Source organism: Mucilaginibacter gossypii (genome assembly GCF_017569325.2).
Taxonomy (GTDB): Bacteria; Bacteroidota; Bacteroidia; order Sphingobacteriales; family Sphingobacteriaceae; genus Mucilaginibacter; species Mucilaginibacter gossypii.
The window spans coordinates 1,062,973-1,077,964 of sequence record NZ_CP071878.2 but is presented as its reverse complement, the minus strand read 5'-3'; the positions used below and the strand labels follow the sequence as shown (position 1 = coordinate 1,077,964).

Annotated in this window: 17 protein-coding genes; 2 read left to right on the top strand and 15 right to left on the bottom strand. The window is 42.6% G+C overall.

The window, feature by feature from the left end; all coding sequences use genetic code 11:
- The first annotated feature begins 8 nt into the window (after nucleotides 1-8).
- The gene (locus J3L18_RS04605; protein WP_129569722.1) at nucleotides 9-860 is read left to right on the top strand and encodes a hydroxymethylglutaryl-CoA lyase; all 852 of its coding nucleotides are present in this window, start codon (nucleotides 9-11) and stop codon (nucleotides 858-860) included.
- A 109-nt stretch (nucleotides 861-969) separates the two neighbouring features.
- On the opposite strand, the gene J3L18_RS04600 is transcribed toward J3L18_RS04605, so the two are convergent.
- The 7 genes from J3L18_RS04600 to J3L18_RS04570 form a co-directional block, all read right to left on the bottom strand.
- On the bottom strand, nucleotides 970-2,202 hold the full coding sequence (locus J3L18_RS04600; RefSeq protein WP_129569721.1) for an ROK family protein: 1,233 nt from the start codon (nucleotides 2,200-2,202) through the stop codon (nucleotides 970-972).
- A gap of 209 nt (nucleotides 2,203-2,411) precedes the next feature.
- Nucleotides 2,412-3,104, bottom strand: a complete 693-nt coding sequence (locus tag J3L18_RS04595; protein WP_129569720.1) for a DUF4288 domain-containing protein — start codon at nucleotides 3,102-3,104, stop codon at nucleotides 2,412-2,414.
- An 18-nt stretch (nucleotides 3,105-3,122) separates the two neighbouring features.
- Nucleotides 3,123-3,656, bottom strand: a complete 534-nt coding sequence (locus J3L18_RS04590) for a hypothetical protein (protein ID WP_091162239.1) — start codon at nucleotides 3,654-3,656, stop codon at nucleotides 3,123-3,125.
- An 8-nt stretch (nucleotides 3,657-3,664) separates the two neighbouring features.
- Nucleotides 3,665-4,090: a VOC family protein gene (locus tag J3L18_RS04585; protein ID WP_129569719.1), complete on the bottom strand. Its 426-nt coding sequence runs from the start codon at nucleotides 4,088-4,090 to the stop codon at nucleotides 3,665-3,667.
- A 67-nt stretch (nucleotides 4,091-4,157) separates the two neighbouring features.
- Nucleotides 4,158-4,775, bottom strand: coding sequence for a pyridoxamine 5'-phosphate oxidase family protein (locus J3L18_RS04580; RefSeq protein WP_129569718.1), 618 nt, complete (start codon nucleotides 4,773-4,775; stop codon nucleotides 4,158-4,160).
- A 90-nt stretch (nucleotides 4,776-4,865) separates the two neighbouring features.
- The gene (locus J3L18_RS04575; RefSeq protein ID WP_091162235.1) at nucleotides 4,866-5,405 is read right to left on the bottom strand and encodes a carboxymuconolactone decarboxylase family protein; all 540 of its coding nucleotides are present in this window, start codon (nucleotides 5,403-5,405) and stop codon (nucleotides 4,866-4,868) included.
- Between the two features lie 96 nt (nucleotides 5,406-5,501).
- The gene (locus J3L18_RS04570; RefSeq protein ID WP_091162233.1) at nucleotides 5,502-6,365 is read right to left on the bottom strand and encodes a helix-turn-helix domain-containing protein; all 864 of its coding nucleotides are present in this window, start codon (nucleotides 6,363-6,365) and stop codon (nucleotides 5,502-5,504) included.
- A 228-nt stretch (nucleotides 6,366-6,593) separates the two neighbouring features.
- Between J3L18_RS04570 and J3L18_RS04565 the strand changes: the two genes are divergently transcribed.
- The gene (locus tag J3L18_RS04565) at nucleotides 6,594-7,424 is read left to right on the top strand and encodes a sterol desaturase family protein (RefSeq protein ID WP_129569717.1); all 831 of its coding nucleotides are present in this window, start codon (nucleotides 6,594-6,596) and stop codon (nucleotides 7,422-7,424) included.
- 21 nt (nucleotides 7,425-7,445) lie between these two features.
- Here the strand turns inward: J3L18_RS04565 and J3L18_RS04560 are convergent, their stop codons facing one another.
- From J3L18_RS04560 to J3L18_RS04525, 8 genes are all read right to left on the bottom strand, one after another.
- Nucleotides 7,446-7,886: a DUF695 domain-containing protein gene (locus tag J3L18_RS04560; protein WP_129569716.1), complete on the bottom strand. Its 441-nt coding sequence runs from the start codon at nucleotides 7,884-7,886 to the stop codon at nucleotides 7,446-7,448.
- A gap of 145 nt (nucleotides 7,887-8,031) precedes the next feature.
- On the bottom strand, nucleotides 8,032-10,449 hold the full coding sequence (locus J3L18_RS04555; RefSeq protein WP_129569715.1) for a glycoside hydrolase family 3 N-terminal domain-containing protein: 2,418 nt from the start codon (nucleotides 10,447-10,449) through the stop codon (nucleotides 8,032-8,034).
- A gap of 384 nt (nucleotides 10,450-10,833) precedes the next feature.
- Nucleotides 10,834-11,856: an alpha/beta hydrolase family protein gene (locus J3L18_RS04550; RefSeq protein WP_129569714.1), complete on the bottom strand. Its 1,023-nt coding sequence runs from the start codon at nucleotides 11,854-11,856 to the stop codon at nucleotides 10,834-10,836.
- Between the two features lie 68 nt (nucleotides 11,857-11,924).
- Nucleotides 11,925-12,494: a Crp/Fnr family transcriptional regulator gene (locus tag J3L18_RS04545; RefSeq protein WP_129569713.1), complete on the bottom strand. Its 570-nt coding sequence runs from the start codon at nucleotides 12,492-12,494 to the stop codon at nucleotides 11,925-11,927.
- Nucleotides 12,495-12,623: 129 nt separating this feature from the next.
- Complete coding sequence (locus J3L18_RS04540) at nucleotides 12,624-13,139, bottom strand: O-acetyl-ADP-ribose deacetylase (protein ID WP_129569712.1); 516 nt, start codon at nucleotides 13,137-13,139, stop codon at nucleotides 12,624-12,626.
- A gap of 47 nt (nucleotides 13,140-13,186) precedes the next feature.
- Complete coding sequence (locus J3L18_RS04535; RefSeq protein ID WP_129569711.1) at nucleotides 13,187-13,915, bottom strand: esterase family protein; 729 nt, start codon at nucleotides 13,913-13,915, stop codon at nucleotides 13,187-13,189.
- A 43-nt stretch (nucleotides 13,916-13,958) separates the two neighbouring features.
- Entirely contained in the window at nucleotides 13,959-14,564 is a 606-nt protein-coding gene (locus J3L18_RS04530; RefSeq protein WP_112655780.1) for a GDSL-type esterase/lipase family protein, read from the bottom strand.
- A 108-nt stretch (nucleotides 14,565-14,672) separates the two neighbouring features.
- Nucleotides 14,673-14,987, bottom strand: coding sequence for a ferritin family protein (locus tag J3L18_RS04525; RefSeq protein ID WP_091162212.1), 315 nt, complete (start codon nucleotides 14,985-14,987; stop codon nucleotides 14,673-14,675).
- Between the last annotated feature and the right edge of the window lie 5 nt (nucleotides 14,988-14,992).

The following is a 14,992-nucleotide window of genomic DNA, read 5'->3' as shown; positions in this document are numbered from 1 at the left end:
TTCCAAAAATGAGCATCAAAATAACCGAATGTCCCCGCGATGCCATGCAGGGCATTCATGATTTTATTCCTACCGATATAAAGGCGGAATACATTAACCTGCTTTTACAGGTGGGTTTTGATACGATAGATTTTGGCAGCTTTGTATCACCCAAGGCTATCCCCCAGTTACAGGACACGGCGGAGGTATTAAAGAAACTCGATCTGAGTAATACTCGGTCAAAGCTATTGGCTATTATAGCCAACTATCGCGGGGCAGAAGACGCGGCTAAACATGAAGAGATCACTTACCTTGGTTATCCATTTTCCATATCCGAAACATTTCAGCTTAGAAATACAAACTCAACCATTGAGCAGGCTTTTGAAACCGTACAGCGGATAAATGAATTGTGTGGTGAAAACGACAAACAATTATTGGTATACCTCTCTATGGGTTTTGGTAATCCCTATGGCGATGAATGGAATACCGGCATCATTGAACAATGGGCGGAAAAAATGATAGCCGAGGGAATAAAGAATATTGCCCTTGCTGATACTATAGGCATTGCAGATGCGGCACAGATCAGTGGCATTTACCCCAACCTTTGCCGTTTATTCACCAATACCGAGTTTGGCATTCACCTGCATTCCACTCCTGATACATGGCAACCTAAAATAGCCGCAGCCTACCAAAGCGGTTGCAAGCGTTTCGATACTGCAATAAAAGGCTACGGAGGCTGCCCAATGGCCAAAGACGATCTCACAGGCAATATTGCCACCGAAAACCTGATAAGCTACCTTAAAATACAAAATGAGCCCACAGTGCTTAATATGGATAAATTTAAAGAAGCGATGGATTACTCGGGAAGGGTGTTCGCCTAAGCATAATTTACAGAACTTAAGAAGTTACAGAATTGAAGCTTGCATACCAGGGCAAAGAAATTAATTCTGCTAATTTAAAAATTCTGTAAATTCTGATTCAGACCATTCTTTATGCCGCGGCGTGCTTAGTTGCTTTAGCTGCTTTATTTTTCACCACTCTGTCAAAGTTTTCCATTACCAACACAGCCGCACCAATTAACTCAGCATCAAATCCAAGTTCAGATACTAATAGTTCGGTACCGCCTGCCAGGCGCGGGATACAGTACTTGTGAAGGGCTTGTTGTATCGGGGCCATCAGTATCTTGGCAACTTTAGCCCCGCGACCACTTAATACGATGATGGCCGGGTTCATAATATGGATAAGAATGGCCAGGGCCTTCCCTATTTTATAACCCGCATCCGATAATAGTTCAATCGCAAACTGATCGCCATTATTGGCGGCTTCTATCAAGGCATCACCCATTAGTTTGGAGTGATCTTCCTCATTATATTTTAAGCTGGTTACACGGCCTTTTTTGATACCTGCTATGGCTTTTTGAGCAACTACCAATAATGATGCTTCGGCTTCCAGGCAGCCACGTTTACCACATTCGCAAAGGGAACCATCTTCCGATAGCGGGATATGGCTTAGCTCGCCTGCAAAACCGTTGTGACCGCGGAACAGTTTTCCATTTACGATCATCCCCAGGCCAATACCCCAGCCCAGGTTTATTACCATAACTTCCTGCTGAGATTTGGCTATACCGAATTTTTGTTCGGCAAGTGCTATGAGGCTCGAATCGTTATCGATGTAGGTGGCGATACCTGTTTTTGAAGTAAGGTAAGCCGTTAAGCTTTGTCCGCCGGCATCAAGGTACGTGTAATTGATGCCTTCGGTGATATTTATAAATCCCGGCATACCAATACCGATGCCTGCAATTTTGTCTTTAGGGATACCGCTATGTCCAATATAACCATTGATCTGATCAACCAATGTTGGCAATGCTTCAGGGTTATTAAGCAGTTTAAGCTCGAAAGTGAGCATATCTGCAACAGGATTGTTTAACAGATCAAACATCTGGATGCGGGCGGTGAGCTGATCAAGTGCTATTGCTAAAATATGCATGGCGCTTGATTTTACCGAATACATTAACGGGCGACGGCCGCCGCTTGAAGGGGCATACCCCTGTTCAACCACAAAACCCTCGTGCATTAACTCGTTTATAGCTTTGGCTATAGACGGGATACTTTTATCAAATAACTCACTTAACCCTGCGCACGACATAGCCTTATTAAAATAAAGCCTTTTAATGATCATATTTTTTAACTGGCTGCCTTTTACCCCTTTATTCGTAACTTCCATCAACAATTATTATAGTTTGGTTTATAACAGGCAACACCTTAGTGTTCTGAATTTTATAAAATTAAAAATAAAGTTATTAACTACAACTGTAAATATTACAGTATTAAACCTGTTGTAAGTACATGGACACTATTAATACACCATTTGCCTACAACGTACAAAAATATCTATTATATCCGTGTACGATATAAAATAAGCGAAAGTTTTGATTAAAATTTACCATCCCAGGCTTTTCGGTCTGTGTTTTTTCTTGTTGAGAGTTTGGAATACACCTCGACACCAGCGGGATTATCAAGGTCAGCAGGTGACTCAATATCAGTTTCATAACAATCCTCATAACTATCAATACGCCACCTCACAAACCGTCCGTATGGATTTAAATAAGACCGCGTGTATTCATGTTCCCGCTTTTCCAGTTGTTCATAAGCATCCTCACTTGATTTTGCTTTAATAAGTACAAAGCGTTTTTCAATTTGCTGCTTCTTAGATAAAACTCCCTCTTCCTCAACAACAACAGTCATTTTTACACAAAAATACCTGTCGACTAATACCTTTTCTTTACCTAAGGGCTCTGCAAAATCTATCGATTGGATCCAGATGCCCGCAATATAGTTAAGTGCGGCAATATCTTTGAGCCGGCTATATTTTAGCTTCGCAATAACAGCTTGTGGCCTTTTTTTATGATCTGAAATTTCAAAACTTTCAAACAGATCAAGAGCGATAAGTTTTTTACAATTATCCCTGAAGCTTTTGTTTATTGCCTTAATACGTTCCTTAGGCTTAAGGTCGATATACAGATCCTCCTCCGGGTATTGGAGAACTATCTTGACTACGGCAAAGCGTTTATTATTGGAAACCTTTTTATCTAAAGCCCAATCTTTTAATGCGTGAATTTCTGCCATAAAATAACTGATTGAGTTCTATGGCAGCAGCCAAAACCGCCACCCGCTCCAGTATTCATCATACTGCGATCTAAAATCTTTTAGTTGCCGCGATAGTGGTAAACCGTACGAAACAGCAAAAGCATTATACATTGGCTCATCACTGAAATTAACAACACCTTTAGTTCTTAAATTATAAACTTTATATCCCGAATCAACCGACATGCAAAGATTATCGCCTTTTAAAAGATAGGTATCCACAAGGATTTGTTTACTTTTCCCTTTAGGCACAAAATAAGCAAACTGGTCGCTCTCCTCCATAGCTTCTCCATGCCCCAAAGGGATCCGGGATTCATCACCAAGACCATGATCGCCATAATAGGTAAAGGAAAACACCATTAATGATATACCGACAATTTTATAAACTGCAAATACACTGAGCCATTTAAAGTTGGTATACTTTTTCTGTGCTTTTAAAAACAGCATCCATAAAAACCAGATTACCGGGGTATAAAACAACCCAAGAATGGATGATTTAATTACAACAAACAATAAATGGAGCAGCGTAGTCATAAGGAGGTTTAATCTCTTTCAATTTGCATAAACATCCAGCGCTGCCCCTCCAGGTCGGCAGCACGATAGCGGGTGCCGGGGAAACCATATTCCAATTCACTTAATATCCTTGCACCTTTACTTTTAGCAGTTCTGTAATGCTGTTCAACATCATCGACGTACACCAAAACCCCGTTAATAATATATGGAACACTGCTCCATTTTGCGGCGATATTACAATTTTGAGCGTGATGTAATGGCCCCTGATAGTGAGGCGAGGGTTCGGCTAGCATAACCAGGCTTTCGCCCATTTTGAGCTCCCCATGAGCAAGGCGATCAGCCGCATCCGTCATCCGCATATTTTCAGTAAAACCAAAAACATCGCATAACCAGTTCATGGCCGCAATACCATCTTCGTAGGCAAGCATGGGGATTATTTGTTGAATTATGTTCATTAGTTTACGCCTGCTGTTATCAGCATTAATTAAAGGTAAACTATTGCGGTCTATTTATCAAAGCCGCTTATTTTTCTTCCAGTTGCTTTTTTAGCTTAGCTATTTCATACTCCAATTTAAGCACATATTCATTTTGCGGTGCGAAGGCTTCTTTAATTTCATCAACGGTATACCGTGGAGTAATATGCTGCGGACAATTCCAGTCGAATGCTTTTATGTCAAAGATGAGCATCCTTTCTGGCGTATGTTTGTACTCAGCGGGATCAATAAGGTCAAACAGTTCGGGATTGTCGGCAAGTTCAACAATACGGGCATCAGCATAGATCTTGAGCCTTGTTTTATGCGGATAATCCATCAAAAATAAAGACACCTGCGGATGTTCCATTACGTTACCAACCGAAATGTACTGCTTGTTGCCCCTGAAATCGACCACGCCAAGCGTATGGTTATCTATCACTTTAATAAAACCGGCCGGCCCTCCCCTGTGCTGGATATATGGATAGCCGTTTTCGCCTATACTGGCCATATAAAAGCTGTCGCGGCTTTCAATAAACATTTGTTCAGGTTCGGTAATGCCATCTTTATCAGCCATGAGGCTTTCCATACGGGCATAACTACTACGGCTGCCATATTTTTCCTGCAGCTTTTTAACACCATCAGTAAAAGCAAAACGTGCAAAGTTCATAATGTAAACAATTTTAAGATAAATACTTATGCCCGCCCTGCAGTGCAGGGCGGGCATAAGGGTGTAAACTATAATTATAAATCAGAAGTATTATTTTACCAGTTCAGGGATAGCAGGCCAGTCGACTGGTACCTCTGTTAAGGCGTATACGTAGTTGGTAATGGTTTTATCGCCAACAGCTACGGCAACATCAATCAGGTTAGCTTGTGTATAACCGGCAGCGTAAAAGTTTTCAACCAGTTGATGATCGGCATGGCCTTTATTTTCGGTAATTGATTTAGCTACCTTAACTAAAGCATCAATTTTTGCATCGAACGAAGCTGAACCGCCACGGATCTCAACGATCTGGTCATCATTAAACCCATTCATTTTAGCAATGGCAGTGTGTGCAGCAGAACAATAAGCACAATCATTTACCTGGCTTACGATAAGGTTTACAGCTTCTTTTTCTTTAGCACGTAATGATGTTTTACCGTTTGAAAGAGTTATATAGTTAGCCAGCGCATGATCTGAAGTTGCAAAAACTGCAAACAGGTTTGGCACGCGGCCTACTACTTTTGTTAATGTATCAAATATAGCCTGATTTTCTGGAGTAACTTGTTCTCTTGTTGGAATTGCGAAAGTTTTCATTTTTGTAATGTTAATTTTTGTTGTTTTGAATTAACAATACAAAGGTGGCAACTTTAGCAGCCCTGCGGAATGGGCAAATTTCCCGGGTACTTGTAATTATTTCCCTTCGGCAACTAAAACCTTATTATTTCTGAAATCGGTTGGTGAAAATGAGGTGTGTTTTTTAAAGAAATTGCTAAAATAAGCAGCGTCATCAAAGCCCAATTCATAAGTAATTTCCTTAGCCGATTTATCGGTATAATACAATAGGCGCTTCGCCTCAATAATCAAACGCTCTTGTATCACCTGTAAAGGCGTCTTATGGTTATACAGGGCAAAAAGGTTGGAAAGCGTTTTAGGCGATTTGTTTAACTGCTGCGCATAATAAGCCACGGTATGGTGTTCACGGTAATTATTCTCTACCAACAAATTAAACTTACGTATGGTACCAAATTTTTCATCGGCCAAAACTTCACGAGGCCCGCTGTGCGCCTTGGCAAGGCGCGTCACGATAATGATAAGCCGCTTCAACAACATCCGGAGCATGTCTATCTGTATATTATCTGCTGTTTCAAATTCTTCAATGAAAATATCCAGCAAGCGCTGTAATTTAAACTGCATGGCTTCGTCAAGGGTAACAAATACCTGGTCGGAGCTACCATAAAACAGGAAGCCTACGCAGCTTACTTCTTCGTCATGATCAACAATGCAATAAAAATCGCGGTTAAACTGCCAGGCTACTATATCTTCAGGCCGCTCAAAACGGAAAGATTGGTTAACCATTAGGGGCAGAACGGTGTTGGGCTGAAAATCATAATCCACCTCATCGATGGTTACAGTTTGCTTTTCGCCACGGTTCCAGGCTATGGTAAGGTATTTATGCTGACGATCGCGGGTAAAAAACATCCTGTCGAAATGTTTTTCATTGATAAGCAGCAGCAGATCGCCGCCTGTAGATTGTTCTGTAGCTGATAGTTTCATTTTGCGCAAACGCAAAGATATTTAAAAGTAATAATTAAGCGCTCACCACCATCGGTTTATCGCAGCCGGATGACCAATCGTGCTGAACATCGGTCATAAGTAGTACATTATCGAGTCACACAGTTTTAACAACCGCTTAACATACTTCATCAAACATTCATTCAAAAAAAAGATATTGCATTCTAATTGCCTTCTAATATCAAAGGCGATTACCCTACTAATTTAAGAATGACTATTACCCAATTTCTAGACCGGCATCAGGATGCTGTGCAAGTTGCTTTATATGCTTTAATCATATGCTCATTATGGCTGATGGAAGTTGTTTTTTCATCAGGTATTTCGGTGAAAAAACGCTGGCAACATAACAAAACCAACCTCCTGTTCATTTTTACCGCTCTCCCTATCCAGCTATTACTTACTACCATTGTTTTAATCATAGTAGGCTGGACCAATTCACATCATTGGGGATTGGTTAACTACATACCCGGTCATCACAATAAGTGGGTTTATTACATCAGCCTTTTCATGCTGCTTGACCTTTGCGAATACGTTTATCACGTGGTAATGCACAAAATAGATCCCCTTTGGAAATTTCACCTCGTACATCACAGTGATCTTCACGTCGACGTTTCAACCACAGTACGTGAACATCCCGGCGAAACCTGTGTGCGCACCTGTTGCTTAATGCTTTGGGTATTTATTTGCGGCCCGGCAATTGGCGTTTTGGTATTGAGGCAAACTTTTCAATCATTATTTAATATCCTGGCCCATACCGAGTTCAGGTTACCACAACGTGTTAACAAAATTGTTGGCCTGATTTTTATAACCCCTAACCTGCACCATGTACACCATCATTATCAACTACCACATACCGACCGTAATTATGGTGATGTATTAAGCATCTGGGACAGGCTTTTCGGTACTTTTGGCGAACTTGAACAGGAAGATATCCGCTTTGGCATTGATACCCATATGGATAAAGAAAGAACCGGCAAGTTTGTGAACATTCTTAAAATACCATTTCAAAAGCTGGAACGGCCAAACGGGCATCAGAATTAACGTTTAACCGGTGGCAATCGTTTACTCCCCATCCTCTCCAAAATCTTCCATTACACCAAAATATTCTTCCCATTCCGGGTCGTCAATAACCGTGATATTAATCGGGAGTTCATCAAATTCGGATAAAGCATCGTTTAACCTGTCGCCTGCTTCATCAATATCTGTGGTATACCAGGCCCACCAGCGTTCGTTTTCTCCGGTAAATACGAAGGCCAGTATGCTTTGATGACCATCTTCAAGCAGATCGACTAAAGCATCCTCTACCTGTTCCATCAGCAACATTTCATCAGCCGAAGGCAATAATGACGGATCAAATGATTCATAGTTCCAGGTTACATCCATCCGCTGCAGGTAAACACCGGTTTCAAAAAAGTTTGATAAATTGGGTCTGTAGCGGACCAGCAACGGAATATCATCGTCGGATACGGCTTCAACCGATACCCAGGTATCGTCTAAGATCATAGGTTGTATTTTAGGCTGAAGTTATAAAAAAAACCGGGGAAGAGATACTTGAAATCACTGCAGACTAACGATATTCTTTAAAAACCGTTACGAAGCTTCAAACGCTTCGTAACGATTGATATATATTGACATGTTTATAGTTGATTTATTGCACCTCAAACTCCTTCTTAAGTTTAATATCAACTGATGAACTACCTATCATAACTTCAAATTTACCGGGTTCTACAGTCCAATTCATATTTTTATCCAGCAGGGCCAAATCATCAGGGTGCAAGGTAAACTGTACTGTTTTCTTCTCGCCGGGATTTAGTGTAATGCGATTAAAGCCACGCAGATCGTACTCGTAAGTAGTAACGCTGCTCACCTCATCCTTAAGGTAAAGCTGCACCACATCATCGCCTTTGCGCTGCCCGGTATTGGTTACATCAACGCTAACCTGTATAAGTCCCTGAGAATTGCCTTTTTCGGGCGATACCTGCAGGTTGCTGTACTCAAATGTGGTGTAGCTTAACCCGTAACCATAAGGGTACAAAGCTCCTTTCACACTTGTTTTACCCCAGCTGTTCTGTCCGCCCTGCTCTGCCTGTGACGATGGTTTAAAAGGGAAGTTATATTCCAGTTGACCTGTTGTTTTTGGGAAAGTGATCGGCAATCTTCCACCGGGATTATTATCGCCAAATAAGGTTTCGGCAATCACCTGCCCGCTTTGTACGCTCGGAAACCAGGCCTCTAAAATGGCCGGCACGTATTTATTTTCCCAGTTGATGGTAAGCGGCTGCCCGTTGATCATCACCATTACCACAGGTTTGCCGGTGGCTTGTAAAGCCTGGATCAACTTTAATTGCCTGCCCGGCAGGTTTAAACCCGTACGCGATAAACTTTCGCCAACACGGTCAACATCCTCGCCTACCACAGCAATCACAATATCCGATTGTTTAGCCTGTGCAACTGCCGAATCAATACCGGCCTGCTCCTGGGCGGTTAGCGGTGTTTCAATAATTTCGCTCTCCGGCCAGGTAGCATCAATCATGTCACAGCCTTTAGCATAGCTTACTTTGGCATCGCTGCCTACGTAATTTTTAACGCCGTCAAACACTGTAATAACCGGGTTATGCGATGGACCATACCTGCTCACAGCATAGTTAGTTTCCTTAGCCAGCGGACCAGTTACCAGGATATTAGGATATTTCTTTTTATCCAACGGCAGCAGATTGCCTGCATTTTTTAGCAATACCATCGACTCGCGGTTCATTTTCAGGCTCATGGCTTTATCTGCATCGGTGTGCACTATTTTATCGGCAGCTTTAGGATCTTTAACATAAGGGCTATCAAACAAACCTAACCTAAATTTCACTTTCAATACCTCGCCAACACGGGTATCAATGATCTTCATGGAGATGCGATTTTCTTTGATCAGCTCGCGCAAAGGCATAATAAAGGTTTGCGGCATAGTGAAATTAGTACGCACGTTAAGGCCAGCCTCAACAGCCTGCCTTACAGCTTCTTTGTAATCGGCAGCAACATGATGTTTTGAATAAAGAAACTCAACAGCCTCACTATCGCTTACCACATAGCCATTAAAGCCAAATTGCTGACGTAAAAGCTGCGTAAGGAAGTAATAGCTGCCAGTTATCGGAACGCCGTCCCAATCATTATAACTGCTCATTACCCCCATTGGATGCGCCTCCTGAATCACCCTGCGGAAGGGATACAAATATAGCTGGTGCATTTCGCGCGGAGCGACATGCGGATCGGTACGGGCACTGCCATCACGGCCTCCTTTAGGCACGCTGTACACAGCAAAGTGCTTAAGGGTTGACGCTACGCCGCCTTCCTGGATACCCAGCACCATCTGCTTGCCCATTTCGGCAATATGAAAGGGATCTTCACCATAACATTCAACCACACGGCCCCAGCGCTGGTCGCGGGCGGGGTCAAGTATGGGGGCGTAAACATTGGTATACCCCAGCGCTTTGGCTTCGCGGCCAACGGTTTTACCCGCCTGGTATACCAGTTCCTTATCAAAAGTACTACCTATGGATATTGGCGCGGGTAATGGCGTGGCCCTATCGTGGTTAAGGCCATGGATACCCTCGTTGGTAAAATCAACCGGGATCCCTAAACGTGTTTCTTCAACAAACCATTTTTGAATGGTGTTAATAGCAGCAGCGTGCTTGCTAAACGGATATGAATATTGTGTAGGCGCATCATCAGTATGCGAAGTAAGATTATTCAGTTCTTCATCAATATTGGCTATGCCATCTTTCCACACTTCATTTTTCCAGTTAGGGACGGGCATTTCGTCCTTTAACACACGCTTATAACCATAAAGGGTAGCCATTTGGCAGGTTTTCTCTTCAACGGTCATCTGGCTTACCAGGTCGGCTACACGCTTATCAATGGGTTGTGACGGGTCTTCGAATACATCCATTTTACCGTTCTTGTTAAAATCTATCCAGCCTTTATGATAGATGTTATTTTGCTGTGCCGAGGCTGCCAGGCTAAAGCTAATGGATAAAGCAGATGCCACAAATACCCGCGGCAGATAGTAGTTAATTCTCATGTGGTTATATTGGAGTTGGAATTTCAAATATATAAACCTGTGTGGGCGCAGCCATGCCCGGAGCCGTATATTTTAACTATATCGTTTGAGTGAAGAGGTTTACACCTGTCACTTGCATAGTCACAACCTTTATATATTACATTTAACTCTTAAATGAGCTTAAAGTAACCTGTAGCCCTAATTTCACAGGCACTCATCCAGCCTGGCATTTGCGAACCTTCTAATTTTAACGCTAATCATTTATGGCATCTGCCGGAAAGGCCGCGAAAAGCTTTCATAGTATTGGCAGGAAAAAATTCTACGATTCAGATTTAATTATCAACTCCAGCACGATAAAAATGTTTTTAGCCTAATGATAAGATTTTATTAAATTTTACCGGCCGACTAATACTTTAACGACGTCTTAAAAAAGCCGACAGCCAAACTGTCCATCTGTGAATGAATGGTATGCCTGTTAACTGAAGGATCATCGGTAAAGTATATCGGGGCTTCCTTTTTTATAGCGTCAATGGCCTCGCCAAGCATTACGTAATGGCCTACCTTACCGGGCAGCTCTTTGTATTTTGATTTACCGATTAGCTGATGATAATGCCTTGCATTGGTTTTAACCGGGGCTATGCTATCACTTTGTGAGCCTACAATATACAAGGCGCCTTTAATATCAGCTACCTGCTCTTTACGGGTAAAACCAAAGCCTAAGGCAGGCGATATGGAAAAGAATGCTTTGATCCGGTTATCTTTTAGCGGGGGCACATGTTTGGAATCGGCGATCATGGAGCTATCGTCCAGTAATTTTACCAAGCCCGGAAATTCGGGGATTTCCAGCTCTTTGCGGCCCGTGGTTTTGTAATAGTTGCGGGCCTGTTCAAAATCGAGCTTTGCACCGGCAAGAGCGATCATGGTGTAGCCTCCGAATGAAAAACCGGTTGCGCCTATTTTTTGCTGATCGATAAGCGGGCCAACTTCGGGGTTATTCAGTAAGGATGTAAGGGCGAAGCTGATATCCAGCGGGCGTTCCCATGGCTTAACAAATTCAAGAGGAATTTTATGATCATACGTATTGCCGTAATGATCGACAGCAGCAACTATACAACCGCTGTTTGCTATGGCCTGGGCCAGCCACTCCAAAGTTAACCGGCCGCCGCCTGTACCATGAGAGAGCAGGATAAGCGGCAGTTTATTTGCCGAAAGCTTACCATTACGAACTGTTGGCTGTCGTAAAAAGGGCGAAAAGTGCTTATCTGCAGCCTTCAATGTATCACCAGTTGGATACCAGATTTCCGTTACCACCGGGCGGTTATTACGGCTTTCATCTTTAAAATTGAGGGTGCGTTCGCCTAAGTTTTGGGCAATCGCAAGATGGCCTGACAGCAAAATCATAATCATGGTGAAGGTTTGTTTCCACATAATGTTTAGCGTTTATATCACAAAACAAGACATTTAATGAGTCAAAAAGATTGACAATAGTCAATAAATCACTTTTTTGATTTAAGGCGGCTCAGGGTCTCCTGCGAGATGCCAAGGTAATCAGCAACTATTTTATTGGGCAGTCTTTTGATGATTTCGGGCTGGGTTTGCATCAGGATATTATAACGGGCTTTTGAATCCATAGTGATAAGGCTTTCTATCCGCTGGATGGATGCGATATAATCAAGCTCGAGACCCGTACGGTACATAGTTTCAAAACCGGGAATCTCCTGAAGGAGCAGGTCGCGATCCGCATAGCTCAGCACCAATAGTTCGGACGGCTCCGGGCTTTGAATAGAGGCTACAGAAGGCTCTTTCAATATAAAGCTGGGAAATGCGGTACCCATGCGCCCTTCAAAAATCAGGAACCGGGTTGATTCATTGCCGTCATTATCAGTTAAGAATACCCTAAGGCATCCTTTTACCACAAAATATAAATGTTTTGCGATGCTCCCCTTTTCAACCAGCACCTCGTTTCGTTTGGTAAAACGGGTTTTGAAACAATTAGCAATCAGCCGCTCATGTTCAGGCGAGAGGATTAATTTACCTTCAAGATGTTGTTTTAAAGCAGGATGCATGGCTGCAATTTATACAGTTAGCATTGGGTTGACAAATTCCGGATTATTTTAAACTGTGAAGACTTATGAAGTTTTAGAAACTTCGTAAGTCTGGGTCTGCAACATATAAGGGATAAGCACAGTGTGCTGCTAAGTAAGCAGCTTATTATACAAGCTGTAATTTTCGTTATCGAAGCAGACAAATATCACTTTCTCAACTACCTCGTTATCTGCCAAAAAATCTTTAACCGTTTTAACAGCGATTGCCGCAGCCCTATCCTTGGGAAAATGATAAATACCAGTACTGATATTAGGAAAAGCTATGATATGCACGTCGTTTTCTGCCGCAAGCTTCAAACTATTTAAATAAGCGGATTGCAACAGTTCGTCCTCACCTCTTTTACCACTATTGTAAACGGGGCCAACCGTGTGGATCACGTATTTAGCCGGCAACTTACCGCCGGTTGTAATCACAGCCTGCCCGGTCTTGCAGCCGCCCTGCCGGGCTACTATCTTACGGCAATCTTCCAGGATCTCCGGCCCGCCGGCACGATGGATAGCACCGTCAACACCGCCGCCGCCCATGAGCGAGGTGTTTGCCGCGTTTACAATGGCATCAGCTTTAATTTTTGTGATATCGCCCTGTACCAGTTCAATAGTACCCATAACATTTTAGATTTACAGCTGATAACAAACAGGAAAGTGTTTTGCTTTTAGAAATACAGTTGTACCATTTTGCGCCAGTAACGGGCGCGGTGTGCTTCCTCATGCCAGATATACAGGCTGTTTTGGATACCTTTGCTGGCCAGTACGGTGCTTAGGTATTTATTATCTTCCAAAAATGCATCCTCCTCGCCCACCGCCAGGATAATTTGAAGGCGTTTGATCTGGTCAATAATTTCGGGGCTATGCAGGTTATTTAAAAACTGGTTGGGCATGTTGAAATACACATTCTCATCGCGGTAGCCATCTAACAGGTCGCGGAAATTGCCCATAGCCTGTGTAATGTCATAACGTCCGCTCATACCCACTACCTTCACAAATACCGACGGATGTTTAAATGCAATATTAACCGCATGATAAGCCCCCATGCTGCAACCCGCCGAAATAATTGAACCGGCGGCATTAAGTGTTTTCATCAACGGCACCACCTCCTGCAAAATATACTGTTCATAATGCAGGTGCCTTTCCATACGATGGTAGGGATGACTGAACTCATTATAAAAGCTTTCCCGGTCGATACTATCTACACAGTAGATCTGTAAATGACCGGCTTCAATTTTACTGCGTAAGGCTTCAATTACTTTCCAGTCTTCATAATCATAGAACCGGGCTGTGCGGGTGGGAAAAAATAAGACAGAGGCGCCCGCATGGCCAAAAACCAGCAATTCCATATTACGCTGAAGCGACGGACTGAACCACTTGTGGTACTCTCTTTTCATCTTTTAAACCGCTGAAAGATGACAAATGCGTGTAAACCCTATATTAAGCTAATTTGATACTTTGCGGCATTCGCTGTAAAACTGCGTTTTTCCACAAGGTGTAACCGGCGCTGCTCAAGTGCAAACCATCTTTATCATAATATTCTCGTATTGGTTTACCGGAAGCATCTATCATCTGATTAAATATATTGATGAACTGCCAGTTTTTATGGCGGTGTATTATCTCGTTTTCAATTAAGCTATTGGTGTACCTGTACTTTTCAACAATAGGCCAGCGGGCAAGGCTTGGCTTAAGCGATATATAATAGCAGGGAATATTACCAAAAAGCCGCTCAACCTCAACAGTGAGCTGCTTAAAAAATATAAAAACTTCCTCGGGATTGCGGCCATCGCCGAGATCATTATCGCCCGCATAAACTACAATGGATTCGGGGTTATAGGAATGCATTATACGTTCAAAAAACCATACGCAAGCAGCCAGTGTAGAACCGCCAAAGCCAAGGTTAACAGGTTGCATGTCATCAAAATCAGCATCAAGCGTATTCCACAAACGAATGGATGAGCTTCCATAAAAAATCACTCGCGGCACATAATCAAGCTTGGTTCGCTTAATTTCCAGCTGCTTCACATCCTCTTCGTACCAGATCATATTCTTTTATAGTAGGGCCGTATTAATTTAAGCGCTAAAGATAATACAATAGCCCCAACTTAATATAACGATGATAAAACAATGGTATTAAAAATGTAAAAATGACTATTATTCTGCCGCTTCTTCACCTTTGGTGCCCAGCTCAACAATATCACCCTCTTTAAAAAGAATAGCCTGCAGTGTAGTACGCCATACCGGTTTTTTGCGCAGCAAAAACTCCAGGTCCATACCAAAGTGCTTAAATTCCTCTTGCTGTGCGTTTTGCATAATGGCCTTGGCCTGGTTATCTTTTTCGACAGAAATCCGCTGTTCGTACCAGTTTATAGCCTCAGCCTCTTCGGTTAATGAAACTATCATTCGGGCAAAGGTGCGGGTTTCGTCGGATAGTTCATTTGCCGGCTCGTGATATTGATCAAATGACATAATAT

What these genes read in the sequence shown, in the direction of transcription:
- J3L18_RS04605 (WP_129569722.1), top strand. Translation starts at nt 9, where the DNA reads ATGAGCATCAAAATAACCGAATGTCCCCGCGATGCCATGCAGGGCATT.
- J3L18_RS04600 (WP_129569721.1), bottom strand. Translation starts at nt 2,202, where the DNA reads ATGGAAGTTACGAATAAAGGGGTAAAAGGCAGCCAGTTAAAAAATATG.
- J3L18_RS04595 (WP_129569720.1), bottom strand. Translation starts at nt 3,104, where the DNA reads ATGGCAGAAATTCACGCATTAAAAGATTGGGCTTTAGATAAAAAGGTT.
- J3L18_RS04590 (WP_091162239.1), bottom strand. Translation starts at nt 3,656, where the DNA reads ATGACTACGCTGCTCCATTTATTGTTTGTTGTAATTAAATCATCCATT.
- J3L18_RS04585 (WP_129569719.1), bottom strand. Translation starts at nt 4,090, where the DNA reads ATGAACATAATTCAACAAATAATCCCCATGCTTGCCTACGAAGATGGT.
- J3L18_RS04580 (WP_129569718.1), bottom strand. Translation starts at nt 4,775, where the DNA reads ATGAACTTTGCACGTTTTGCTTTTACTGATGGTGTTAAAAAGCTGCAG.
- J3L18_RS04575 (WP_091162235.1), bottom strand. Translation starts at nt 5,405, where the DNA reads ATGAAAACTTTCGCAATTCCAACAAGAGAACAAGTTACTCCAGAAAAT.
- J3L18_RS04570 (WP_091162233.1), bottom strand. Translation starts at nt 6,365, where the DNA reads ATGAAACTATCAGCTACAGAACAATCTACAGGCGGCGATCTGCTGCTG.
- J3L18_RS04565 (WP_129569717.1), top strand. Translation starts at nt 6,594, where the DNA reads ATGACTATTACCCAATTTCTAGACCGGCATCAGGATGCTGTGCAAGTT.
- J3L18_RS04560 (WP_129569716.1), bottom strand. Translation starts at nt 7,886, where the DNA reads ATGATCTTAGACGATACCTGGGTATCGGTTGAAGCCGTATCCGACGAT.
- J3L18_RS04555 (WP_129569715.1), bottom strand. Translation starts at nt 10,449, where the DNA reads ATGAGAATTAACTACTATCTGCCGCGGGTATTTGTGGCATCTGCTTTA.
- J3L18_RS04550 (WP_129569714.1), bottom strand. Translation starts at nt 11,856, where the DNA reads ATGTGGAAACAAACCTTCACCATGATTATGATTTTGCTGTCAGGCCAT.
- J3L18_RS04545 (WP_129569713.1), bottom strand. Translation starts at nt 12,494, where the DNA reads ATGCATCCTGCTTTAAAACAACATCTTGAAGGTAAATTAATCCTCTCG.
- J3L18_RS04540 (WP_129569712.1), bottom strand. Translation starts at nt 13,139, where the DNA reads ATGGGTACTATTGAACTGGTACAGGGCGATATCACAAAAATTAAAGCT.
- J3L18_RS04535 (WP_129569711.1), bottom strand. Translation starts at nt 13,915, where the DNA reads ATGAAAAGAGAGTACCACAAGTGGTTCAGTCCGTCGCTTCAGCGTAAT.
- J3L18_RS04530 (WP_112655780.1), bottom strand. Translation starts at nt 14,564, where the DNA reads ATGATCTGGTACGAAGAGGATGTGAAGCAGCTGGAAATTAAGCGAACC.
- J3L18_RS04525 (WP_091162212.1), bottom strand. Translation starts at nt 14,987, where the DNA reads ATGTCATTTGATCAATATCACGAGCCGGCAAATGAACTATCCGACGAA.